This window comes from Thalassomonas sp. M1454, from assembly GCF_007097525.1.
Classification (GTDB): domain Bacteria; phylum Pseudomonadota; class Gammaproteobacteria; order Enterobacterales; family Alteromonadaceae; genus Thalassotalea_A.
Window position 1 is genome coordinate 26,582 of sequence record NZ_VKDD01000008.1, and the last position, 24,245, is coordinate 50,826.

The window sequence follows — 24,245 nt, forward strand, 5'->3', positions numbered from 1 at the left end:
TTTTTGGAGTAAAAACGATGGCGAAACTGCATGATTTTTACAAAGATACAGTTGTTGCTGAACTTACCAAAGAGTTCGGATACAAAAGTGTCATGCAAGTCCCTCGGATTGAAAAGATCACACTTAACATGGGTGTTGGTGAAGCTATTGCTGATAAAAAAGTTTTAGACCACGCCGTTAACGATCTGACTGCAATCTCTGGTCAAAAGCCGCTAATCACGAAAGCTCGCAACTCTGTTGCTGGTTTTAAAATTCGTGAAGGCTACCCAATTGGTGCAAAAGTAACTCTACGCGGCGAACGCATGTGGGACTTTCTTGAGCGCTTAATCGCAATCTCGGTTCCTCGTATCCGTGATTTCCGTGGCTTGAACCCTAAATCGTTCGATGGCCGTGGTAATTACAGCATGGGCGTGCGTGAGCAAATTATTTTCCCTGAAATCGATTACGATAAAATCGATAAGATTCGCGGTATGGATATTACTATCACTACTAGCGCAGAATCTAATGCGGAAGGTCATGCTTTGCTGACTGCCTTTAACTTCCCGTTTAAGAAATAGGTGTAGAGTTATGGCTAAATCATCAATGAAAGCACGTGAAACGAAACGTGCAAAATTAGTAGCTCAATACGCTGAAAAGCGTGCAGCTCTAAAAGAGATCATCTCAAGTGTAAACTCTTCTGAAGAAGAGCGTTGGGATGCAGTACTAAAACTACAAGCTTTACCTCGTGATTCGAGCAGCAGTCGTCAACGTAACCGTTGTGCGATCACTGGTCGTCCACATGGTTACTTACGTAAGTTCGGCTTAAGCCGTATTAAGTTACGTGAAGCAACTATGCGCGGTGAAGTACCTGGTCTTAAAAAAGCAAGTTGGTAAGGGAGTAATTAATTATGATGACTGATCCTATCGCGGATATGTTTACACGCATCCGTAACGGTCAATCTGCAGCTAAAGTTGCAGTATCTATGCCATCTTCCAAGCTAAAAGTAGCAATTGCTAACTTGCTTAAAGAAGAAGGTTATATTAACGGTTTTGAAATCACTGAAGGTGTTAAACCAACACTAGAAGTAACTTTAAAATATTTCGATGGTAAAGAAGTAATCGAAACAATCAAGCGTGTTTCACGCCCTGGTTTACGCGTATACAAAGGAAGCAATGACCTTCCTCAAGTATTAGCTGGCTTAGGTATTGCTATTGTTTCAACTTCTAAAGGCCTAATGTCTGACCGTGCCGCTCGCAATGCGGGTCTTGGCGGTGAGATCATTGGTATCGTAGCGTAAGGAGCAAGAATATGTCTCGTGTTGCAAAAGCACCTGTGTCTATCCCTGCTGGCGTTACTGTTACGTTATCTGGTCAAGACATCACAATCAAAGGTCCAAAAGGCGAATTAGCTCGTACGATTCACAGTGACGTTGTAATTTCTCAAGAAGAAAATACTATTGTTACTAACATCGCTAACGACGTTAAAGGCGCTTGGGCTCAAGCTGGTACTGCTCGTGCATTAATCAATAACATGGTTAACGGCGTAAGTACTGGTTTTGAAAAACGCTTAATTTTAAACGGTGTTGGTTACCGTGCTAAAGCTGCTGGTCAAACTCTAAACTTATCTTTAGGTTTTTCTCATCCAGTAGAGCACGCTGTTCCAGCTGGCGTTAAAGTTGAAACTCCTAGTCAAACTGAAATCGTACTTACTGGTGCTGATAAGCAGGTGATTGGTCAAGTAGCTGCGAATATTCGCGCATACCGTAAACCTGAGCCTTACAAAGGTAAAGGTATTCGTTATAGCGATGAAGTTATTCGTCGTAAAGAAGCTAAGAAGAAGTAGGATAATACTATGGATAAGAAAACATCTCGTCTTCGCCGTGCAAAACGTACACGTGCAAAGATCAGCGAGTTGGGTGCGAATCGTTTAGTCGTTTTCCGTACTCCTCGTCACATTTACGCGCAACTAATCGCTGCATCTGGTTCTGAAGTAATTGCATCTGCATCTACTTTAGACAAAGAAGTTCGCGAATCAGTTAAATCTACTGGTAACAAAGAAGCAGCAGCAGCAGTTGGTAAAGCAATTGCAGAACGCGCTTCAGCCAAAGGTATTACTAACGTTGCTTTCGATCGTTCAGGTTTCTTATACCACGGTCGTGTACAAGTGTTAGCAGAAGCAGCTCGTGAAGCTGGCCTTAAATTCTAGGAGTTAGACAATGGCTAATGTAGAAAACACACAACAAAGTGAATTTGCTGAAAAGTTAATCGCTGTTAACCGCGTATCAAAAGTGGTTAAAGGTGGTCGTATTTTCAGTTTCACTGCACTAACAGTAGTTGGTGACGGCAACGGTCGTGTTGGTTTTGGTTACGGTAAGGCGCGTGAAGTTCCTGCTGCAATTCAAAAAGCAATGGAAAAGGCTCGTCGTAACATCGTAAACATTGATCTTAAAGGCACTACTTTACAGCATTCTGTAAATGGTAAGCATTCAGGTTCTAAAGTTTACATGCAACCAGCATCAGACGGTACAGGTATCATCGCCGGTGGCGCGATGCGTGCAGTATTAGAAGTTGCAGGCGTACAGAACGTATTATCTAAAGTATACGGTTCTACTAACCCAATTAACGTGGTACGCGCTACAATCGGTGCTCTAGCGAACATGAAGTCGCCAGAAACTGTTGCAGCTAAACGTGGCCTTAACGTTTCAGACATTTTGGGGTAATAGACAATGGCTAATACAATCAAAGTAACGCAAGTTAAAAGTTCTATCGGTCGCAAGCCGTCTCATAGAGCAACAATTAAAGGATTAGGTTTACGTCGTATCCGTCATACTGTAGAGTTAGAAGATACTCCATCAGTACGTGGTATGATCAACTTAGTTCATTACATGATTAAGGTGGAGGATTAAGTTATGCATTTAAATACATTATCCCCTGCACCTGGCGCTAAGAAAGCTAAAAAGCGTTGCGGTCGTGGTATCGGTTCTGGTATCGGCAAAACAGGTGGCCGCGGTCACAAAGGTCAAAAGTCTCGCTCAGGCGGCGGCATTCGTCCTGGTTTTGAAGGTGGTCAGATGCCTCTTAAACAACGTTTACCTAAATTTGGTTTTACGTCGCGTAAATCTTTAGTTCGCGCTGAAGTACGTTTACACGAATTAAATCAAATGAATGTTGATGTTGTTGATATTCACGCGCTTAAAGACGCAGGCCTAATCACTCGTAACATTGAATCTGCAAAGATAATGTTATCTGGTGAAATCAGCCGTAAAATTACGGTTCGTGGCTTAGCAGTAACCAAAGGTGCACGTGCAGCAATTGAAGCTGCCGGTGGTACAATAGAGGAATAGTACAAAATGGCTACACCAGGAATGGAAAATAAAGCTGCAGGCGGTTTGTCTGAGCTTAAACAAAGATTATTGTTCGTACTCGGAGCGCTTATTGTGTTTCGTTTAGGTTCATTTGTACCAATCCCTGGTATTGACGCCGCTGTACTAGCTCAGTTGATTGAACAACAAAAGGGCACCATTGTAGAAATGTTTAACATGTTCTCTGGTGGTGCACTTGAGCGAGCCTCTGTAATGGCTTTAGGTATTATGCCGTACATCTCAGCTTCGATTATCATGCAAATTAGTACACATATTGTACCTAGTATGCAAGAATTGAAAAAAGAAGGTGAAGCTGGACGTCGTAAGATCAGTCAGTACACACGCTATGGCACATTGCTACTGGCAACAGTACAGTCGATTGCGATTGCAAATAGTTTACCGGGTATGATGCCAGGTCTAGTGGTTAACGCTGGCTTTGGTTTCTACTTTACTGCGGTAGTATCTTTAGTAACTGGTACCATGTTCTTAATGTGGTTAGGTGAACAGATTACTGAACGTGGTATTGGTAACGGTATTTCAATCTTAATCTTCGCTGGTATTGTTGCTGGCATGCCTTCAGCTGTTGGTCAAACAGCTGAAATGGCGCGTCAAGGTGAATTGCACTTATTAGCATTATTACTAGTTGGTGTTTTAGTATTTGCTGTGACTTATTTAGTTGTATTTGTAGAGCGCGGCCAACGCCGTATTGTGGTAAACTATGCTAAGCGCCAACAAGGTCGCAAAGTATTTGCTGCACAAAGCACTCATTTACCTTTAAAAGTAAACATGGCAGGTGTTATTCCACCTATCTTTGCATCAAGTATTATCTTGTTCCCGGGTACCATCGCAAGTTGGTTCGGTCAAGGTGATGGTGTGGTTGCTAATGCATTGCAAGAGTTTGCTCTTGCTCTGTCACCAGGTAACCCTTTGTATGTAATGCTATATGCAACTGCAATAATCTTTTTCTGTTTTTTCTACACGGCATTGGTTTTCAATCCGCGTGAAACAGCAGATAATTTGAAGAAATCTGGTGCGTTTATTCCTGGGATTCGTCCTGGTGAGCAAACGTCAAGATATATTGATAAGGTAATGACTCGCTTAACATTAGCGGGTGCTTTATACATTACTCTTATTTGTTTGGTTCCTGAGTTCATGATGATATTTTGGAATGTACAGTTCTATTTTGGCGGTACTTCCCTACTAATTATAGTAGTTGTAATTATGGATTTCATGGCACAAGTACAGACTCATTTGATGTCTCATCAATATGACAATGTGCTGAAAAAAGCTAATCTAAAAGGCTACGGCCGTTAGAGGCTACGGAGTATAAAATGAAAGTTCGTGCATCCGTTAAAAAGATTTGTCGTAACTGTAAAGTTGTTAAGCGTGCAGGTGTGGTTCGCGTAATTTGCGCAGAGCCTAAGCACAAGCAACGCCAAGGCTAAATCTTTTACTAAAGTGTCATTTATTGTATTATTTTGCAATTTGTGACACTTTATATTGCAAAAATGTTGCTGGTTGAGTATCCTAACGGGCTTTTCAACCGGTTATCTTTTAACCTTAAATATAGGAGATGTGTTAGTGGCCCGTATCGCTGGCATTAACATCCCTGATCGTAAACATGCAGTAATTGCCATTACTGCCATCTACGGTATCGGTGCAACTCGTGCAAAGACAATTTGTGCAGAAGCAGGTATCGCAGAAAATATAAAGATCAGCGAATTAGACGAAGCTCAAATAGATTTGCTTCGTGCAGAAGTGGCGAAATTCACCGTAGAAGGTGACTTACGTCGTGAAGTTTCAATGAACATCAAGCGTCTGATGGACCTTGGCTGTTATCGTGGTTTACGCCATCGTCGCAGTCTCCCTCTACGTGGTCAACGCACTAAGACTAATGCGCGCACCCGTAAAGGTCCTCGTAAGCCGATTAAAAAGTAGATCGAGGAAATAGACATGGCTAAAACACCAACGCGCACGAAAAAGCGCGTAAAAAAACAAGTTGCTGATGGCATGGCTCATATCCATGCTTCTTTCAACAACACAATCGTAACTCTTACAGATCGTCAAGGTAACGCGTTATCTTGGGCAACTGCAGGTGGTTCTGGTTTCCGTGGTTCACGTAAATCAACTCCATTCGCTGCACAGGTTGCTGCTGATCGTGCTGGTAAAGTAGCACAAGAGTTTGGTTTGAAGAATATTGAAGTATTCGTTAAAGGTCCAGGTCCAGGTCGTGAATCTGCAATCCGTGCCTTAAATGCTGCTGGTTTTAAAATCACCAACATTACTGACGTTACTCCGATTCCTCATAATGGTTGTCGTCCACCTAAGAAACGTCGCGTTTAATAGGTCTGTTGGAGAAATAACATGGCAAGATATTTAGGCCCAAAGCTTAAGCTTAGCCGCCGCGAAGGAACTGATTTGTTCCTTAAAAGTGGTGTAAGGGCAATTGATACTAAATGTAAGATCGAAACTATTCCTGGTCAACACGGCGCTCGTCGCGGTCGTTTATCTGACTATGGTCTGATGCTTCGTGAAAAACAAAAAGTTCGTCGTATTTACGGTGTTCTTGAGAAGCAGTTCCGTAATTACTACAAGCAAGCTGCTCGTCTTAAAGGCAACACAGGTGAAAACTTGTTAAACCTTTTAGAAGTGCGCTTAGACAACGTTGTATACCGTATGGGCTATGCCTCTACACGTGCAGAAGCTCGTCAACTAGTTAGCCACAAAGCTATCGTAGTTAACGGTCAAGTTGTTAACATTCCATCTTTCGCTGTTAAGCCAGAAGATACTGTTTCAATTCGTGAGAAGTCTAAAACTCAAGCGCGCATCGTTGCTGCTTTAGAATTAGCTGATCAACGTGAGAAGCCAGTCTGGGTTGAAGTTGATAACAAGAAGATGGAAGGTACGTTTAAACGTTACCCAGATCGTTCTGATTTATCAGCAGAAATTAATGAACAGTTGATTGTCGAGCTTTACTCGAAATAAAGCTGAACTTTAAGAGAGGACAAAAATGCAGGGTTCTGTAACCGAATTCCTTAAGCCGAAATTAGTTGGTATCGAGAATATCAGTACTACTCGTGCTAAGGTAACATTAGAACCACTTGAACGTGGTTTTGGTCATACTTTAGGTAATGCGTTACGTCGCATTCTTCTTTCATCAATGCCAGGTTGTGCAGTGACGGAAGTTGAAATTGATGGTGTATTACATGAATACAGCAGTAAAGAAGGTGTTCAAGAAGACATCATCGAAATACTGTTGAATCTTAAAGATTTGGCTGTTGGTTTAGAAGGCAAAACTGAAGCAGTTTTAACTTTAACTAAGTCAGGTGAAGGCCCTGTAACGGCCGCTGATATACAGCATGATGGTGATGTTACTATCGCTAATCCTGCTCACGTTATCTGTAACTTAACAGGTGACGGTTCAATCAGCATGCGCATCAAAGTAGAAATGGGTCGTGGTTACGTTCCAGCTTCTATTCGTCGCAACGCCGAGGAAGAAGAACGCGCAATTGGTCGTTTACTAGTTGATGCGTCTTTCAGTCCTGTTGAGAGAATTGCTTATGACGTTGACTCGGCTCGTGTTGAACAACGTACTGACTTAGATAAGCTTGTTATCGACATGGAAACTAACGGTACGTTAGATCCAGAAGAGGCGATTCGTCGTGCATCAACAATTCTAGCTGAACAGTTAGATGCGTTTGTTGACTTACGCGATGTTAAAGAAGTTGAACCGGAAGAAGTTAAACCTGCTTTCGATCCAATTTTACTTCGTCCAGTTGATGACCTAGAGCTTACAGTTCGTTCAGCCAACTGTTTAAAAGCAGAAGCGATTCAGTATATTGGTGATTTAGTACAGCGTGCAGAAGTAGAACTTCTTAAAACTCCTAATTTAGGTAAGAAATCTCTTACTGAAATCAAGGATGTTTTAGCGTCTCGTGGCTTATCTCTAGGCATGCGCCTAGAAAACTGGCCACCTGAAAGCATTGCTGATAACGACTAAGTCAATCAGAATTTAATAGTTTAAGAGAAGAAGGATTAACGTATGCGCCATCGTAAAAGCGGTCGCCAGTTAAACCGTAATAGCAGTCATCGCCAGGCGATGTTCCGCAATATGGCAAGCTCTTTAGTAAAACACGGTGTTATTAAAACTACCGTTGCTAAAGCTAAAGAACTACGTCGCGTTGTTGAGCCACTAATTACATTGGCTAAAACAGATAGCGTTGCAAATCGTCGTTTGGCATTTGCTCGTACACGTGACCAAGAAGTAGTAGGTTTATTATTCAGCGAACTTGGTCCTCGTTACCAAGAACGTCCAGGTGGTTACACTCGCATTTTAAAATGTGGTTACCGTACTGGTGATAAAGCACCTATGGCTTATGTTGAACTTGTAGACCGTCCAGTAGTTGAAGAAACTGCTGACGTGGTTGAAGAAGTTTCAGCTGAAGCATAATCAAACCTAGTTTGATATATAAAAAAGAGAGCTTAGGCTCTCTTTTTTTTTTGAGGGCTAAAAGTGATTTCTACTGCGTTAAATTAAGCCTCGTTTAGATGAACTAAACGTCGGCTCAATTTGTCTTGTATAAATCGCTTTTATCTCCTCAAAATATTTGACTGGTTAAAATGTGCTTACCCTGCGTTAAATTCAAGCTCGTTTAGGCAGGCTAAAAATCGCTTTAATTTTCCTTGATAAAACCCATTTTTCCTAACTCAAACTATTTATACTAAATGTGTAAAAATAAAAACTGAAATCGGTGTTTGTAAATACCACTTTATCTCTAATTCCTAAAGTTTACCTTAAGCCTCGTATTATCTAAAAATGTTGTTTTCTTGACCTAAAGCGATATAAAACGTATAAAGTTAAGCTGATTAATAATTAGAAGAAAAAATATGTCTGCTCGAAATCCTATTATTGCTGTTACCGGTTCGTCTGGTGCAGGTACCTCTACAACCATGGACGCCTTTGAGCACATATTCCGATCTTTAGATATAAAAGCTGCTATGGTTGAAGGTGATAGTTTTCATCGCTTCACTCGTCCTGAAATGGATCTTGAAAAACGTAAAGCAAAAGCTGAAGGTGGTAAAGTCAGTTATTTTGGTGATGTAGCCAATGATTTCGATGCCCTTGAACGTTTATTCCATGATTTTGGTGAAAAAGGTGAAGGTACAATGCGCCGTTACCTTCATACTTTCGATGAAGCAGTACCATATAATCAAATGCCAGGTACGTTTACCCCTTGGGAGCCTCTAGGAGGCGAATCAGACCTTTTATTTTATGAAGGTTTACACGGAGGGGTTGTTACAGATAAAAACGATGTAGCCAGACACGTGGACCTTCTAATCGGCATGGTTCCAATTGTTAACCTTGAATGGATCCAAAAAATTATTCGAGACACTAATAGTCGGGGCCACTCTCGTGAAGCGGTTACAGATAGCATAGTGCGTAGTATGGAAGATTATTTCACCTTTATTACGCCGCAGTTTTCACGAACCCATATTAATTTCCAACGTGTGCCTACCGTTGATACATCTAATCCTTTTAGTGCTAAAGCAATTCCGAGTCAGGATGAGAGTTTTGTAGTGATCCGTTTTCGTGAAATGGAAAATGTAGATTTTCCGTTCTATTTACGCATGATCGATGGATCCTTCATGTCCAGGGTCAACACCTTAGTTGTTCCTGGAGGTAAAATGGGCTTTGCTATGGAATTAATATTAAAACCATTAATTGTCGAAATCATGGCAAACAAAAGGGAAGCTAGCCAACAAATGGATTGGATGCAGACCTATAAAGAATAATACTTTAAAAGTATTACATAAACAAAAGGAGCCTTATGGCTCCTTTATCGTTTACAAGGGGAAGTTATGCTTCAACAACTGAAAAGTCGTGAGTGATATTTACCGATTTATTAAGCATAAGAGCAACTGAACAATATTTATCAGCAGATAATGCCACGGCTCGCTCTACGTGCTTTTCTTTAACATCGCTACCGCTAATCACGAAATGTAAATGAATATCTGAAAATAACTTTGGAACGGTATCTACTCTTGTGCCGTTAATTTCTACTACACAGCCAGTTACCTTTTGACGTGCTTTTTCTAAAATACTAACAACGTCAACTGAAGAACACCCACCTAATGAAAGTAATACATTTTCTAATGGACTCGGTCCTAATGCACCACCATTAGCATCCATTACTACACAATGGCCACTTTCAGAAGTACCCATAAATAACTCATCGCCAACCCATTTTACTTTTGCTTGCATCTTGCTTCTCTTAATTATTAAGTTGATTGTTATTTTAAACCTTGATGGGGTAAATGACACTACTTTTAATATCTTTTTGAAAAATCAGTGGTTCAAAAAATACACAATGAATAACACTCGATCACAGATTAAATAATTCAAACTAGATAACATCAATATGTCTTTAATATAGAGTGAAAACTAGATGGCATATTTATTATTAGCAATTGCTTTGCTTATTGCGGGTTATTTTTTCTATGGCGCTTTTGTTGAAAAAGTCTTTGGAATAAATAAAAAACGAAGTACTCCTGCTACTACACATTGTGATGGTGTTGATTTTGTATCTATGTCGAAAGGCCGAGTATATTTAATTCAGTTGTTAAATATTGCTGGTGTAGGACCAATTTTTGGGCCGATTTTAGGAGCCTTATATGGCCCAGCTGCACTGTTGTGGATTGTTATTGGTTGTATATTTGCAGGTGCTGTACACGATTACTTTTCCGGAATGCTTTCGGTTCGCAACGAAGGACAATCAATCCCTAATCTAGCAGGAAAATATCTAGGACGCAGTTCAAAGCATTTCATGAATGTGTTTGCAGTGATTTTATTACTTCTTGTTGGTGTCGTATTTATTAGCGCACCTGCTGGTTTATTAGCTAGATTAACAGGCGTTGATGTTGCTATTTTCTTAGGTATTATTTTTGTTTACTACCTTATTGCGACGTTATTACCTGTAGATAAGCTTATTGGTCGCTTTTATCCATTTTTTGGCGCTTTATTGGTGTTTATGTCAGTTGGACTTACATTGGCCTTAATCTTTTCTTCAGAGCACAGTGTATTACCAGGTGTTGAGGCTGCAGATTTTTTAACAAACTTAAACCCTAATGATATGCCTTTATGGCCAGCCTTATTTATTACCATTGCTTGTGGTGCAGTTTCAGGTTTTCATGCAACGCAATCTCCTTTAATGGCTCGTTGCATTGATAATGAAGAGAATGGCCGTTTTGTATTTTATGGGGCAATGATAGGCGAAGGTGTTATCGCTTTGATCTGGTGTACTCTGGCATTATCTTTCTTCGGTGGAGTAGAGGGCTTAAATGAAGGTATGGCTGGTAATCCAGCTAATGTTGTTTACGAAGCATCGACTGGCTTATTAGGTGCTGTTGGTGGCTTTTTAGCTATATTAGGGGTAATTGTTTTACCAATTACATCTGGTGATACAGCATTTAGATCGGCTCGTTTGATTTTATCTGAATTTTTCAATCTATCGCAAAAACACTTTTCCAAGCGATTAGTTTTAGCTTTGCCTTTATTTGCAATTGGTGCGGTATTAACACAAGTCGATTTCGGCATTATTTGGCGCTATTTTGGGGTCGCTAACCAAACTACGGCTGCCTTGATGTTATGGACGGCTTCAGCGTACTTAATGAGAGAAAATAAATTCCATTGGATTTGTACTATACCAGCCATATTTATGACTGTTGTAGTTATCGCTTTCTTATTTAGCTCTAAATCATTAGGTTTTGGTTTGCCAATTGATATCTCAACGGTATCTTCTGTGTTAATTACAATGCTATGGACATTTTTTGTTAAGAGCAGAATTAATATCTCGCCAACAGATATAGTTAAGAGCTCTGTTTAAACAAAAAACGCATGTTATTACAACATGCGTTTTTATGTGGCTAAATGAAATTACTAATTTAACTGTTAGTACTTTCAAATATTTTATCAGCAGATGCGGCAACAAACCCTGTATATAAATTGCCACAATCCATAGGGTAGCGTTTAGCAAATTCGTAAAAGCAACTTGGTATATCCAAGTTTATATCACTAAATTCAACAGTTGATGTATCTGCCATTGTTGAAGATTGCTCTAGCTTAACGGTTTCATCGCCTTTAACTTCCCCACCAGATGCGTTAAGAATAAAACCAGCATCTTTAATGCTTTCATTTACACTATGAATGCAATCAAAGTTCTGTAAATGATTAATGCTTACAGTGAAATGGTTTGCTCTGAAACCCCAGGCAGCTAACCAAGCGGCGTACTCACTTTCATTTAGTAGTGTTTTGTACTCAGAGCTAGTTAATTGCCAATGACGACCAGAATAAAGGAAATTATCTTTAGCGACATTTTCGCTATCTATTTCGGCAACAAGTCGTTTAATAATTTCTTGAACTTGCAAAGAAAACTCTTCCACTAATAACTCGCTAATAAATACTTTAGGTAATTCGGTATTTTCATGCTCAAAATGCTTAGCGACTAATTTTTTTGCTTCAAAGTGATAATTACCACATTCCTTGTAACCTAGCTTAGTTAAATGTGCGGCAAGTTTATCTAAGTTAATTTTTTCTAAATTAAATGTTCTATAAGCAACATGGTCATTAATTAGATCATCACCTGATCCAAGTAACTGATGAACTTTTTGTGCTGATGGTGTAACTGCAATATATTGTTGCCAAATATTGTCGAATAACTCGGTAATTTTTGCTGTCATGAACGTTCCCTAAAATTATTTAAAAAATATTTTATTAAAGGCGAAAAGGGGCGTTTCTTAGAAATGATAATTTCAGACGAAAGGAAGCCTTCCCGTTCGCCGAAAATTTAAATTTGGTCAATGCTCTTAAAAAAGCTAGGGCGAACCCTAGCGTTTATTATGCGGTTATGTGCTCTCATCATTACTTTTGTTAAAGTGATAATCCAGGGCTTAATGTTGCCGGCAGTGATACTTTCTCAGCTTCAACTGATGCAACAGGAAATGCACAATAATCAGCAGCATAAAACGCGCTAGCTCGATGATTACCACTGTCACCAATACCACCAAATGGTGCTGCACTGCTCGCGCCTGTTATCGGCTTATTCCAGTTAACAATGCCTGCTCTGATTTTTATGAAAAAGTGGTTATATAAATCTTCGCTATCAGTTAATAAACCTGCTGATAAGCCAAAACTAGTATTGTTAGCTTCTTTTATTGCAGCATCAAAATCATCATAGCGGTACACTTTTAATAATGGACCGAAGTGCTCTTCATCAGGGATAGCAGCTGTAGATGTAACATCAACAATACCAGGAGTAATAAAGCCTGTGGTAGTATCAGTTTGTTGCATTTCAACTAGACTGGTTGCGCCCATATCTAATAGTTGCTGGTAAGCTGAAACTAGTCCACTAGCTGCTTTTGCCGAGATCATTGAACCAATAAATGGTTGCTCTACATCATTGTAATGACCAATTTTAATCGCTTTTGTTGCTTTAACTAAGCGCGCAATAATTTCATCGCCTTGAGCACCCGTTTCAATAAATAAACGTCTTGCACAGGTACAGCGCTGGCCTGTAGAAATAAATGCAGATTGAATAATGTCGTGTACTACAGCATCTATATCGCTTACATCTTTAACTATTAGTGGGTTATTACCGCCCATCTCTAATGCTAAAATCTTACCTGGTTGGCCCGAGAATTGTTGATGCAATAATTTGCCAGTAGTTGAACTACCAGTAAAAAATAAACCATCAATTTCATCGTTACTTGCTAATGCTTTACCAGTCTCAACTTCCCCTTGAACCAAGTTGATAACACCGGCTGGTAAACCTGCTTTCTCCCAAAGCTTTAAAGTTAGCTCGGCAACCATAGGGGTTAATTCTGATGGCTTAAATACCACTGTATTACCCGCTATTAATGCCGGTACTATGTGACCATTAGGTAAGTGGCCCGGGAAATTATATGGACCAAATATAGCCACTACGCCATGCGGCTTGTGGCGAATAAATGCTTTAGCTCCTGGCATAGGGTTTTCTACAGTTCCAGTACGCTCATTGTATGCTTTAATGGAAATATTAATTTTTGCAACCATTGCTCCTGCTTCGGTACGAGTTTCCCAAAGCGGTTTACCAGTTTCTTGTGCAATTGCTACTGCCATTTCTTCTGAGTTTTCTTTTAGTTGCTCAGCAAAGCGTGAAATAACTTCAATACGTTGTTCAACTGATTGTAAAGCCCAATCTTCAAAGGCATTACGAGCGCTATCTATGGCTAAATTCACCTGAGCTTCTGTTGCAGCATTACCTTGCCAGATAACTTGGTTAAGGGCAGGGTTTAGAGAAGACATCTCTTTACCTAAACCTGCTTGCCATTGTCCATTAATAAAATTTACTAAATTTGTCATTTTTACCTCTATATCATTTGCTGATATTAATGTGCGCCAACGCGGACCCAGTCACCTGCTTTTACTTGCAAGGCATCGGCTGTTTTTTGATCTATACGTGCTACTTGATTGGTCTCATTTACATCAATTGGCATATGTACGGCTCTAAACTCTGATATTTTGGTATTACATATCATGAACTTTTGCGTGCTATTAACTTCAGCTATATCAACCTGTAATCGCATTGAGTTGCGGATAGTTTTAATAGATTTTAATTCAGCTTCAACAGTAGGCCCGCCGTCAAAAATATCAACATAGCCTCTGCTGACAAAGCCTTCTCTTTCTAAAAGTCGTAATGCGGGAAGAGTATTTTCATGTACTTTACCTATCACTGCTTGCGCTTCTTTACTAAGTAAACTGACATAAATAGGGTACTTAGGCATTAATTCAGCGATAAATTCTTTTTTCCCAATACCCGAAAGATAATCTGCGGTAGGGAAGTCCATTGAGAAGAAGTGCTCTTCTAACCACTGCCAAAAAGGTGAATTGCCATTTTCATCTGATACACCACGCATCTCTGCAATCACAGTATGATTGAAGCGCTCTTGATGTTCGGCCATAAACAAGAAACGACATTTTGATAAAAATCGTCCGTTATTGTTGATTCTATATTTAGCATCAAGATACAAAGTACAAAGTTCACTTGCGCCAGTGTAATCATTATTTAAAGAAAGAGTTTCGACTGTGTTGTAAACATTTAATTCTCGCGAAGAATGTACAACTTTACCTACATGATAGTGATAAAATGCATCGTGTAATCCTACTGCGGCTTCGATGCCACTTGTGCCAACTACTTCGCCAGTCTCACTGTCTTCCATCACAAATAAATAGCCTTCATCACCATTAACATCTTCTTGTTTATGAAAAGAAGATGTTGCACGGTTAATACGACTTGTAAGTAATCCTTCATTAACTGGCAGTGAAGTAAAACCATGGCCTGATTCAACAGCGATATGATGTAGGGCATCGTAATCGCTGCTTCTGATCGGACGAATTATAATCATAAAAATTCTCGTAGTTATTAGCTAAAGAAGTAATTAAGCTTGAGCTAATTTAGCGACAGCTTTTTCAAAGCGAGCTAAACCTTCAGCAATATCAGCATCTTCAATTACCAAAGATGGGGCAAAGCGCACAATGCTTGCACCAGCAACTAAAGACATTAAGCCTTCAGCCATTGCCGCATTTAGAAAGTCTTTTGCTCGTCCTTGGTAAGCATCGGTTAATACCGCACCAATAAGCAGGCCTTGGCCACGAATTTCACTAAATACTTTGTATTTAGCATTAATTGCATTTAAGCCATCTTTGAATAGTTTTTCTTTGGCTTTAACACCATTTAAAACTTCTGGAGTATTCACTGTGTCAAATGCTGCCTCAGCAACAGCACAAGCTAATGGGTTACCACCGTATGTACTACCATGGGTACCAATTTTTAAATGCTTTGCTATTTCTGTTGTCGTGATCATTGCACCAATAGGGAAACCACCGCCAAGTGCTTTAGCAGTAGTTAAGATATCAGGAGTTACATTTAAACCCATGTAAGCGTATAACTCACCTAAACGACCAACACCTGTTTGCACTTCATCAAATACTAATAATGCATTGTGTTGATCACAAAGCTCTCTTACACCTTGAGCAAATTCTTGAGTAGGAGAAACAATTCCGCCTTCGCCTTGTAAAGGCTCCATAACTACAGCACATGTTTTATCAGAAATAAGTGCTTTTACTGATTCTAAATTATTGTATTCGGCATGTACTATATCGCCAGGTTTTGGACCGAAACCATCAGAGTAAGCTGCTTGACCACCAACAGTTACGGTGAAGAATGTACGACCGTGGAAGCCTTGTTTAAATGCAATGATTTGAGTTTTATTGCTACCATGAACATCTAATGCCCAACGACGAGCTAACTTTAATGCTGCCTCATTAGACTCAGCACCAGAATTGGCGAAGTAAACTTTTTCAGCAAATGTTGCATCAACTAACTTTTTAGCTAAACGAAGTGCTGGTTCATTGGTCATTACATTTGATAAATGCCAAATCTTTTCACTTTGAGACTGTAATGCCCCTACAAGAGCAGGGTGACAATGACCTAAACAATTAACCGCAATACCTCCAGCAAAATCGATATATTCATTTTCATTTTGATCCCAAACTCGAGAACCTTTTCCGCGAACAGGGATAACTGACGAAGGTGCATAGTTAGGCACCATTACTTGATCAAATAATTCTCGATTTACTGAATTTTGTTCTGTCATTGCACAAATCCTCTAAAATTTTATCTTTATGGTTGTTACTCATTTACTAATGAAACAACTATTTCTGTATAGGTTTACTTAAAATATGGCGATATTATGTCAGAAAAGTAAGTAATTGTCTTTAGTTGGAATGCCTGAAAGCCAGTAAAAATAAGGGGTTGCTGAGTTTTATTCAGTATAAGTGCATAACTATTACTTACGTTTTTTTACCTTTGGTTACAAATTGTAGTCGTTATTTCTTACTTGCACAGATAAAGTTTTTTAGCGAGTTTTACAGGATTGGATAAAGGCATTTAACGTATTTAAATGCTCATTCGATGGGCTAATAAATTTTAAGCCTAGTTGAAATTTTTGTTGGGAAATACGTCGATTAATAATCATACGCAGCTTAATTTTTTCAAGAATTAGTTGTTCAGTTTTAATCGAAATATAGAACTCAGGAGGGTGTGGGCAATGCTTGAGGATGGAGTCAGTAACGTTTTTCCCTACTTCTACCTGTAGGCCAGATAAAGATATATTAAGCGCATTACCTGCAAGAACGATATCGTCATTATCGAATGATATGGTTATTGGTAAGTCTATATCAAATCTTGGGTGAAATCGTCTTTCAAGCGACATACCAATCCTTTTGGTTTTTTATTATTGTGGTATCTATTCGGCTTATATAATAAAACTAACGATTTAAGCCGTTAATGTCAAAAAGTTATTAAGCAATTGATGTCCTTGTTCCGTTAAGACTGACTCAGGATGAAATTGTACGCCGAGTATAGGTAAGGTCTTATGTTCAATCGCCATTATCTCATCAATCTTACCATTTTCTGTTTCAGTCCAGGCGCTAACCTCTAAGTTGTTAGGTAATGATGATGCTTGGACAGTTAATGAATGATATCGAGTTACCTGTAAAGGCAAATTAAGCCCATCGAATAATCGTTTATTGTTGTGATTAATTAATGATGTTTTACCATGCATGACTTGTTTGGCTTTTTGAATGTTTGCGCCAAAGTGTTGAGCGATACATTGATGTCCTAAACAAACGCCTAGTAAAGGAATTTTGCCAGCAAAGCTTTGCACTACATTTAGTGATATACCCGCACTATCTGGATCACAGGGCCCTGGAGAGATAACTATATATTGGGGCTTTAATTCATTTATTTGCTCTATAGTTATTTCGTCATTACGTACTACTTTTACATCCTGTCCTAAGTGCTGGAAATAGTGGACTAAATTAAACGTAAAAGAATCGTAATTATCTATCATTAATAACATGGGAGAAACCTAGCTTACACAGAGGTGGCAATTATTTCATTTTAACTGATGCGATTAAAGCTTAAAGTTAAGCATTAACTATTTTAACGCAATAAAGCTAATAGAATTGTTACTTTCTAAAACTTCAACTTTGTCACCTATTTGAATTTTACCATGATTTAATGGTATCAAGTTTTGTCCGAAATAAATTTCACCATCATCAGCTAGGCGATATTTCTCCAGAGTAGCCAAAGGTTCTTTGTTTGCATGACGTTTACCATTGTGTGCATCGACAGTGGTAAAAATACAACGACTGCAATGTTTAGGTAAAATAAACTCAACTTCGCCAATTTTAATTTTTGACCAATTATCTTCGGCAAATGCGCTGCAATCTTGTATTACTATATTGGGCCTAAATTGTGCCATCTCGGTGTGACTTGTTGACTTACTATTTAAATCATCTAGTGAGGCTTGGGAAATTAGAAGTATTGGATAACCATCGGCAAAACTGACTTGTTGCTCAAAGCCAGAAATATAACGCTGTGCTTCATTGCCGAAATAGTGTAACTGACACTGTGTATTTAAATATTTGCTGAACCATTCATCGATATTCACGCTGCAATGTTGCGCCAAAATAGAATCATTCCATACTTGTACCGAATGATGTTGCTTTGAAAAATCAGCAAAATTTATCACTAAGTCATCCATTTTAGGCGCTGTGACTAAATAACCATTGGCAATACGTTGTAAGTTTACTAAAACTAATTTCGCTTTCGTTCGACCGGTTATAAACTTTCCTTGTAAATCGGTAATGACAAAACTACGGTCAAATTCTAAACCTCTTTCTTTTACCATCGAGGTAGACAATTGGATGCCACTAGTGGATTTAATTGGGTAAATTGATAATGCAGATATATGTGCCATATAAAGTTACTTGAAAATATTAATAAACCCATCATTGCTAAATGAATTTATCAAAGTTGTTAGTGAATACGCTATAATGCATTTTAATAATAAAACAAACAAGCTCCCACATCACTTACTCGATGTGCCAACTTTTTGGTGACCGATAGCAATGTCCTCCAGTTCTAATACAAAAACTGCTTTAACCATTATGTGGTTATTACCTTTACTGGCCTCTATTGTAGCGATAACACCTTTGGCAATCGATTTATATTTACCTGCTATGCCTATTATTGCAGAGCAATATGACACTACTATTGCAGCAGTACAAAACTCATTAAGTGTTTACCTAGGTGGGTACGCATTAGGTATGTTAATTTTTGGCCCTCTTGCAGATAAATTAGGTCGCAGGCGTTTGGCTATTTTAGGTTTATCTGGTTTTGCTTTAGTCTCACTCTACATTCCTTTTTCAGCTTCAATTAATGAATTTATTATTTTAAGAGGTATTCAAGCCTTTCTTGGCAGTGCTGCTACTGTCGTTGTTCCTGGCATAATTAGAGAGGTTTACGGGAAAAATACCGCTAAGGGTATGTCTTATGTAAGTATGATCATGATGTTTGCCCCTATGCTTGCCCCTACTATAGGCAGCTTTATTATGTACATAGATAGCTGGCAATCAATGTTCTACTTTCTTTTTGGCTATGCATTTGTAATTTTACTATTTGCTATTAAGTACCTTCCTGAAACTCAAACGAGTAATAAAAGTGAACTATCTATTTTAGCTAGCTATAAAACTGTGTTACTGGAAAAGTCGGCACAAAAGAACATTCTGACCTCGATGCTAGTTTCATTAAGCTTTTTTAGTTACTTAACTGCAATTCCGTTTGTATATCTTGTTATTTATGAGACGACTGAATTTGTATTTAGCTTTTTATTTGGCATAAATGTTGTTGCATTAATGACAGCGCAATTCATTAACAGTCGCTATGTCGTTCGCTATGGTTCACCGCATATGCTTAAATATGGTTTTTATTGCGCATTTACCTCTGCAATCTTACTTGTTAGTGTTAACGCTCTAGAGATGAGCCTCTTTTGGACTGTTATCACTATTTTGCCGGTGATGGGAAGTATGTCACTAATAGCGGTAAATGCTGATGCATTAATTTTAATTCAATTTAAACAGCAAAGTGGTACAGCTACTGCTGTTATTGGAACACTTCGATTTGGTATTGGCGCGTTAGCTGGCCCGATCTTAGCCGCTTTTCATAATGGAACTGCTATGCCATTTACCCTGTTAATGTTGACCGCAATTGTATTGGTTGGTCTTTGCCAATATTCAAACATAACAGCTAAACATTAGCTTTTAATTCTCTTATCGTAAAACTCTCTATAAAGCTCTATTTTGAATAATTGGGCTTATTTTCCTTAAATAATCTACTTCGGTTACAAAAAAGTTGAAAATATTTTTTTCCAAATTGTACAAAAATAAACCGTTTTAAATTAACTATTTATTAACATTTTAGATTTGTAAGTTGTTTTTATATGGTTAACTTGTGGTTAAAAAGTGTACTGTAAATTTGACCAAAGCCAGTGTTTAAGCATACATTAGGCTCCATAGAAGAATAATAAGAACCAGTCTTTATGATAGATGTTAGAAGAGGAAATTCGGTTTAACACTTCAAAAAGATGGGTTTTGTAACTTAGATAAAGAGCGTATTCGATTTTAATCAAATTGTATAAGTAGTTAATTTATTAATAATCATAAGTCTACGATACTTGTCCTTGTTTTGCAGAGCTGTCAGTATTTTTTGCGTGTTAACCTTTAAGTTAAACATAATAATAAAAAAGACAATCTATTGCGTTAAGGCGTGTTGTAGACTTCACGACAGTGGAGTCTGAAATGTTGAGTGTTATCAGAGTACCCCGGTTGCTAAGACATTATATTAGCAATCATAGATTTGGCTGTTTAAATGCAGTTGAATTTAAACTTTTACCTATCCTTATTAGTTTTAGTCTATTTCTAGTAATTTTTAGTGCCCCCTCGTTTGCAAAAAAGCAATGGCAAGATAGCCAAGTTTTAGTTAAAGCTAAGTCGGGAGTGTCAGATAAAAAACTACACAAGCTCCTTAAAAGTCTTAATTTAAACACTAAGAAAAAGTTTTCAAAATTAAATATTCAATTACTTGAAACACCAATAGGTCAAGAGGTTGAAATTGTTAATTTACTTAATGCCAGTCCTTTAATCGATTTTGCTGAATTAGATATCGGCGCCAATTCCAATGTCACAGCAAATGATACAAGATATGCATCAGCTTGGCATTTAGCCCAAATAAACATGCCCCAAGCTTGGGAAAAATCTAAAGGTAAAGATATCGTTGTTGCTGTGTTAGACGCAGGTGTGGATCCTAGTCATGAAGATTTAACTGGCCAAGTTTTAGCTGGCCGTAATGTCGTCAGTAACAATTCTGATACTAGCGATCTAAATGGGCACGGTACGCTAGTAGCAGGCACAATATCTGCATTGAGTAACAATAATTTAGGTGTCACTTCAATTGCTTGGGATGCCAAAATATTACCTGTTAGGATCTCAAATGCATCTGATGGCTATGCTTTTTCAAGTCATATAGCTGCGGGTTTAACCTGGGCTGCAGATAATGGGGCAGATGTTGCTAACTTAAGTTATGACGTTCATAGCAGTAGCACTGTTGCAACAGCTGCGGATTACTTTCGCAGCAAAGGTGGACTGGTTGTTATATCTGCGGGCAATGGTGGTAAAGAACTTTCTTGTAGTGCTAAAACTAGTTTAATTGTAGTTTCGGCTACCGATCAAAATGATAATTTAGCTAGCTTTTCGGATTATGGTAAATGCATTGATATTTCCGCGCCCGGGGTGAGTATTTATACGACTCATAAATCAGGTGGCTATAGCAAAGCTAGTGGCACCTCCTTTTCTGCACCAATAACTTCTGCGGTCATAGCATTAATGAAAGCAGCGAAACCGAGCGCATCGATCACCGACATAGAAACAACGTTAAAACAAAGTGCAAATAAATCAGTTCATAATGGAGATTATTCAATTCGATTTGGATATGGCCGAATTGATGCTAACGCTGCATTAACCTCTTTAGCAGGTGATCAAGTGATCGATCAATTGGCACCTTCAGTGAACATTACCTCGCCAACCCAAGATAGCATTCATTCTGAAGACTTCATTGTAGCAGTCAATGCCCAAGATGAAACAGAAATCGAGAGGGTTGAACTGTTTATAAACGGTGGGCTAATTGGCACCGAAAGACAGGAACCATATGAGTTTTATGTCGAAATAGCAAACTACCTTGACCATCAAGATTTAAGCCTATACTCAGTTGCTTTTGATAGTGCAGGAAATTACAGCCAGTCGGATACGCTCATAATTAACCTTGATATTATTGAACCGGATACAGATAAAGATGGCGTTGTTGACAGTGAAGATGACTTCCCAAACGATCCTGCCGAATGGAATGACAGCGACTTAGATGGTGTTGGTGATAACGCCGATGCATTCCCAAATGATGTTAAGGAATGGCAAGACAGTGACTTAGATGGTGTTGGTGATAACGCCGATGCATTCCCAAATGATGTTAAGGAATGGCAAGACAGTGACTTAGATGGTGTTGGTGATAACGCCGATGCATTCCCAAATGATGTTAAGGAATGGCAAGACAGCGACTTAGATGGTGTTGGTGATAACGCCGATACATTCCCAAATGATGTTAAGGAATGGCAAGACAGTGACTTAGATGGTGTTGGTGATAACGCCGATGCATTCCCAAATGATGTTAAGGAATGGCAAGATAGTGACTTAGATGGTGTTGGTGATAATGCCGATGCATTCCCTAATGATCCTTCCAAAACAGAACCTGACATTACTTCCCCCGAAAAACCGGATGATGTTCCAGAACAGCCAGAAGTAATTATACCTGAGGAAGAACAAGAAGTTAGTGTACCAGAAGAGCCTGAAGTTATTCCAACTGAAGATAGTTCTGATGATCCGTTACAGAATAATGACACTACTGAAGATGATACTGCTAATACTGAAAGTAGCACTGAAACGGATACTACAAATGAAAATGATTTAGATAATAATCAAATTACGGAAAATGAAACCGTTACAGAGCAACAAGAAGGCTCTACAGGTGGTTCGCTTTATTACTTGATCTTATTACTTATATTAGGAGGAGCAATAAAGTGTTCAAAGATAAGAAAATAATTATAAAACTAACGCTAGGATTACTTTTACCAACAATATTCTCAGGGCAGGTTTTTGCGAAAAATTCCTATGCTAAAGGGGAATTATTAATAGCAACTAAAGCAGGAGTTAGCGATGCACAATTAGAGTTGATTTTAGAGAAACATACAGCTAAAAAAAAGAAAAGAATTCAGCTTAAAGATAGCAATATTCACTTAATAACAGTACCTGAAAATGCAGAGCGGGGCATTGTAAATGCTCTATCTAAAAACCCTAATATTGAGTTTGCAGAACTTAATGAGTTAGTGCCTGTAAGTGAAGTAATACCTAATGACCCAAGGTATAGTGATGCATGGCATTTATCAAAAATTAATATGTCTAAAGCTTGGGATATATCTAAAGGCGAAGGCATTGTTGTCGCTGTGTTGGATTCTGGTATTTACCCGCATGCAGATTTATCTGCAAATTTACTCACAGGTTATAATACGGTAAGTAATAATACCGATACTAGTGATAGTTCAGGGCATGGAACTTTAGTTGCTGGAGTTATTGCCGCAATAAGTAACAATAACATTGGCGTAACATCAATTGCTTGGAATAGTAAGATATTGCCCGTAAAAATATCAAATGCGAGTGATGGATACGCCTACGCAAGTGACATAGCACAAGGTATTGCTTGGGCGGCAGATAATGGTGCTGATATAGTGAATATCAGTTATCAAGTATCGCATAGCTTTACGGTCACTAGTGCAGCTCAAAGCTTCTATAATCAAGGTGGTTTGGTCGTAGCTTCTGCTGGTAATAGTGGAGCTGAACTAAATTGCTCAGATAATGCCGTAATAATAACTGTTTCAGCTACTGGTTCTGATGATAATAAAACTAGTTGGTCTAATTATGGTAATTGTATTGACGTAGCCGCTCCGGGTTCTAGCATTTATACCACCCATAAATCTGGCGGTTATTCACAAGCAAATGGCACTTCTTTTTCAGCTCCGGTTACTGCTGCAGTTTTAGCCTTGATGAAAGCTAAATATCCGCAATTAACAAATAGACAGTTAGAGGAGTTACTTGAAAGTAGCGCAGATAAAACAGTAAGTGGAACTAGCTACTCTAAATTTTATGGTCATGGACGTATCGATGCTTTCAGTGCGCTTACATCTGTTATCGATGCACCTGAGGTAGATCAGGTAGCACCAGTAGCGACGGTTACTTCACCAGTTGAAAATAGCTCCAATAATGCAACGATTGAAATTTTAGTATCTGCAACTGACAATGTTGGTGTTAATAAAGTGGAGCTATATATAGAAGGCACTTTAATAGGAACAGATAATTCAGCACCATTTTCATTTGTTTATGATAGCTCTAGCCATGTAAATCAAGAGGTTGCTATTGAAGCAAAAGCCTTTGATGCCGAAAATAATATCGGCAGTAGTGGTATCCATTGGATATATTTTGATAATACTCCTGAGCCTGAGCCAGCAGATACGCAGGCGCCAACAGTAACTATAACCAACTTTGTTGATGGAAGCTCTATTAGTTCAAATACAACATTCAATGTTCGTGCTACAGATAATAAAGGTGTGATAAAAACAGAACTATTTATTGATGGGCAGCTTAAATCGCAGACATCTTCAGGGGTTTTAGACTATAGCTGGAATGTACGAAAGGTTAATGCAGGTAGCCACCAAATTGTGACTAAGGCATATGATGCAGCAGGAAATAGTGCACAAGAAACATATAGTGTTAATGTTGTTACAAGTACTAAGGGTAATAAAGGTAAAAAACGTCGTTAATATCTAAATAACAAATTAGTCGATATTAAAAAGCCCTGATTATTC

At 38.6% G+C, this 24,245-nt stretch carries 28 protein-coding genes; 20 read left to right on the plus strand and 8 right to left on the minus strand.

Annotated elements, in window-relative coordinates; translation table 11 throughout:
- Positions 1 to 17 precede the first annotated feature (17 nt).
- From rplE to FNN08_RS14780, 16 genes are all read left to right on the plus strand, one after another.
- Complete coding sequence (rplE, locus tag FNN08_RS14705; RefSeq protein WP_143587125.1) at positions 18 to 557, plus strand: 50S ribosomal protein L5; 540 nt, start codon at positions 18 to 20, stop codon at positions 555 to 557.
- A gap of 10 nt (positions 558 to 567) precedes the next feature.
- On the plus strand, positions 568 to 873 hold the full coding sequence (gene rpsN, locus FNN08_RS14710; protein WP_143587127.1) for a 30S ribosomal protein S14: 306 nt from the start codon (positions 568 to 570) through the stop codon (positions 871 to 873).
- Positions 874 to 884: 11 nt separating this feature from the next.
- Positions 885 to 1,277: a 30S ribosomal protein S8 gene (rpsH, locus tag FNN08_RS14715; protein ID WP_143587129.1), complete on the plus strand. Its 393-nt coding sequence runs from the start codon at positions 885 to 887 to the stop codon at positions 1,275 to 1,277.
- 11 nt (positions 1,278 to 1,288) lie between these two features.
- Positions 1,289 to 1,822, plus strand: coding sequence for a 50S ribosomal protein L6 (rplF, locus tag FNN08_RS14720; protein ID WP_143587131.1), 534 nt, complete (start codon positions 1,289 to 1,291; stop codon positions 1,820 to 1,822).
- A 9-nt stretch (positions 1,823 to 1,831) separates the two neighbouring features.
- Positions 1,832 to 2,185: a 50S ribosomal protein L18 gene (rplR, locus tag FNN08_RS14725; RefSeq protein ID WP_143587133.1), complete on the plus strand. Its 354-nt coding sequence runs from the start codon at positions 1,832 to 1,834 to the stop codon at positions 2,183 to 2,185.
- Positions 2,186 to 2,195: 10 nt separating this feature from the next.
- The gene (gene rpsE, locus FNN08_RS14730) at positions 2,196 to 2,699 is read left to right on the plus strand and encodes a 30S ribosomal protein S5 (protein ID WP_143587135.1); all 504 of its coding nucleotides are present in this window, start codon (positions 2,196 to 2,198) and stop codon (positions 2,697 to 2,699) included.
- A 6-nt stretch (positions 2,700 to 2,705) separates the two neighbouring features.
- Complete coding sequence (gene rpmD, locus FNN08_RS14735) at positions 2,706 to 2,885, plus strand: 50S ribosomal protein L30 (protein WP_143587137.1); 180 nt, start codon at positions 2,706 to 2,708, stop codon at positions 2,883 to 2,885.
- Positions 2,886 to 2,888: 3 nt separating this feature from the next.
- A complete protein-coding gene (gene rplO, locus FNN08_RS14740; RefSeq protein ID WP_143587139.1) occupies positions 2,889 to 3,323 on the plus strand; it encodes a 50S ribosomal protein L15 in 435 nt (144 codons plus the stop codon).
- A 6-nt stretch (positions 3,324 to 3,329) separates the two neighbouring features.
- Positions 3,330 to 4,655 (plus strand): preprotein translocase subunit SecY, encoded by a 1,326-nt coding sequence (gene secY, locus FNN08_RS14745; RefSeq protein ID WP_143587141.1) that lies wholly within the window; start codon positions 3,330 to 3,332, stop codon positions 4,653 to 4,655.
- Positions 4,656 to 4,672: 17 nt separating this feature from the next.
- Positions 4,673 to 4,786 carry a 50S ribosomal protein L36 gene (rpmJ, locus tag FNN08_RS14750; protein WP_143587143.1) on the plus strand — a complete coding sequence of 38 codons (114 nt, stop codon included), beginning with the start codon at positions 4,673 to 4,675 and terminating at the stop codon, positions 4,784 to 4,786.
- Positions 4,787 to 4,922: 136 nt separating this feature from the next.
- A complete protein-coding gene (gene rpsM / locus FNN08_RS14755; RefSeq protein ID WP_143587145.1) occupies positions 4,923 to 5,279 on the plus strand; it encodes a 30S ribosomal protein S13 in 357 nt (118 codons plus the stop codon).
- A gap of 15 nt (positions 5,280 to 5,294) precedes the next feature.
- Entirely contained in the window at positions 5,295 to 5,684 is a 390-nt protein-coding gene (gene rpsK / locus FNN08_RS14760; protein ID WP_068544990.1) for a 30S ribosomal protein S11, read from the plus strand.
- A 21-nt stretch (positions 5,685 to 5,705) separates the two neighbouring features.
- Positions 5,706 to 6,326, plus strand: a complete 621-nt coding sequence (gene rpsD / locus FNN08_RS14765) for a 30S ribosomal protein S4 (RefSeq protein WP_143587147.1) — start codon at positions 5,706 to 5,708, stop codon at positions 6,324 to 6,326.
- A gap of 25 nt (positions 6,327 to 6,351) precedes the next feature.
- Positions 6,352 to 7,341, plus strand: coding sequence for a DNA-directed RNA polymerase subunit alpha (locus tag FNN08_RS14770; RefSeq protein WP_143587149.1), 990 nt, complete (start codon positions 6,352 to 6,354; stop codon positions 7,339 to 7,341).
- Positions 7,342 to 7,383: 42 nt separating this feature from the next.
- Entirely contained in the window at positions 7,384 to 7,791 is a 408-nt protein-coding gene (gene rplQ, locus FNN08_RS14775) for a 50S ribosomal protein L17 (RefSeq protein WP_143587151.1), read from the plus strand.
- Between the two features lie 437 nt (positions 7,792 to 8,228).
- The gene (locus FNN08_RS14780) at positions 8,229 to 9,134 is read left to right on the plus strand and encodes a phosphoribulokinase (RefSeq protein WP_143587153.1); all 906 of its coding nucleotides are present in this window, start codon (positions 8,229 to 8,231) and stop codon (positions 9,132 to 9,134) included.
- Positions 9,135 to 9,198: 64 nt separating this feature from the next.
- Here FNN08_RS14780 and FNN08_RS14785 read toward each other — a convergent pair whose 3' ends face one another.
- Positions 9,199 to 9,603, minus strand: a complete 405-nt coding sequence (locus tag FNN08_RS14785; RefSeq protein WP_143587155.1) for an OsmC family protein — start codon at positions 9,601 to 9,603, stop codon at positions 9,199 to 9,201.
- Between the two features lie 184 nt (positions 9,604 to 9,787).
- Between FNN08_RS14785 and FNN08_RS14790 the strand changes: the two genes are divergently transcribed.
- Positions 9,788 to 11,224: a carbon starvation protein A gene (locus tag FNN08_RS14790; RefSeq protein ID WP_143587157.1), complete on the plus strand. Its 1,437-nt coding sequence runs from the start codon at positions 9,788 to 9,790 to the stop codon at positions 11,222 to 11,224.
- A gap of 58 nt (positions 11,225 to 11,282) precedes the next feature.
- Here the strand turns inward: FNN08_RS14790 and FNN08_RS14795 are convergent, their stop codons facing one another.
- The 7 genes from FNN08_RS14795 to FNN08_RS14825 form a co-directional block, all read right to left on the minus strand.
- Positions 11,283 to 12,077 (minus strand): DUF1338 domain-containing protein, encoded by a 795-nt coding sequence (locus tag FNN08_RS14795; RefSeq protein WP_143587159.1) that lies wholly within the window; start codon positions 12,075 to 12,077, stop codon positions 11,283 to 11,285.
- A 190-nt stretch (positions 12,078 to 12,267) separates the two neighbouring features.
- On the minus strand, positions 12,268 to 13,737 hold the full coding sequence (gene astD, locus FNN08_RS14800; RefSeq protein ID WP_143587161.1) for a succinylglutamate-semialdehyde dehydrogenase: 1,470 nt from the start codon (positions 13,735 to 13,737) through the stop codon (positions 12,268 to 12,270).
- A 26-nt stretch (positions 13,738 to 13,763) separates the two neighbouring features.
- Positions 13,764 to 14,780: an arginine N-succinyltransferase gene (gene astA / locus FNN08_RS14805; RefSeq protein ID WP_143587162.1), complete on the minus strand. Its 1,017-nt coding sequence runs from the start codon at positions 14,778 to 14,780 to the stop codon at positions 13,764 to 13,766.
- Between the two features lie 33 nt (positions 14,781 to 14,813).
- Complete coding sequence (locus FNN08_RS14810) at positions 14,814 to 16,031, minus strand: aspartate aminotransferase family protein (protein ID WP_143587164.1); 1,218 nt, start codon at positions 16,029 to 16,031, stop codon at positions 14,814 to 14,816.
- Between the two features lie 261 nt (positions 16,032 to 16,292).
- Positions 16,293 to 16,649: a PilZ domain-containing protein gene (locus FNN08_RS14815; protein WP_143587166.1), complete on the minus strand. Its 357-nt coding sequence runs from the start codon at positions 16,647 to 16,649 to the stop codon at positions 16,293 to 16,295.
- Between the two features lie 63 nt (positions 16,650 to 16,712).
- Positions 16,713 to 17,297: an anthranilate synthase component II gene (locus FNN08_RS14820; protein WP_143587168.1), complete on the minus strand. Its 585-nt coding sequence runs from the start codon at positions 17,295 to 17,297 to the stop codon at positions 16,713 to 16,715.
- Positions 17,298 to 17,375: 78 nt separating this feature from the next.
- Complete coding sequence (locus FNN08_RS14825) at positions 17,376 to 18,200, minus strand: MOSC domain-containing protein (protein ID WP_143587170.1); 825 nt, start codon at positions 18,198 to 18,200, stop codon at positions 17,376 to 17,378.
- Positions 18,201 to 18,351: 151 nt separating this feature from the next.
- Here FNN08_RS14825 and FNN08_RS14830 point away from each other — a divergent pair, with 151 nt between their 5' ends.
- The 3 genes from FNN08_RS14830 to FNN08_RS14840 all read left to right on the plus strand — a co-directional run bounded on the left by FNN08_RS14830 (position 18,352) and on the right by FNN08_RS14840 (position 24,200).
- Complete coding sequence (locus FNN08_RS14830; RefSeq protein ID WP_143587172.1) at positions 18,352 to 19,539, plus strand: multidrug effflux MFS transporter; 1,188 nt, start codon at positions 18,352 to 18,354, stop codon at positions 19,537 to 19,539.
- Positions 19,540 to 20,079: 540 nt separating this feature from the next.
- Positions 20,080 to 22,428 carry a S8 family serine peptidase gene (locus tag FNN08_RS14835; RefSeq protein WP_143587174.1) on the plus strand — a complete coding sequence of 783 codons (2,349 nt, stop codon included), beginning with the start codon at positions 20,080 to 20,082 and terminating at the stop codon, positions 22,426 to 22,428.
- Positions 22,407 to 24,200, plus strand: a complete 1,794-nt coding sequence (locus FNN08_RS14840; protein ID WP_143587176.1) for a S8 family serine peptidase — start codon at positions 22,407 to 22,409, stop codon at positions 24,198 to 24,200. Before FNN08_RS14835 ends, FNN08_RS14840 begins: the two co-directional genes overlap by 22 nt.
- Positions 24,201 to 24,245 lie beyond the last annotated feature (45 nt).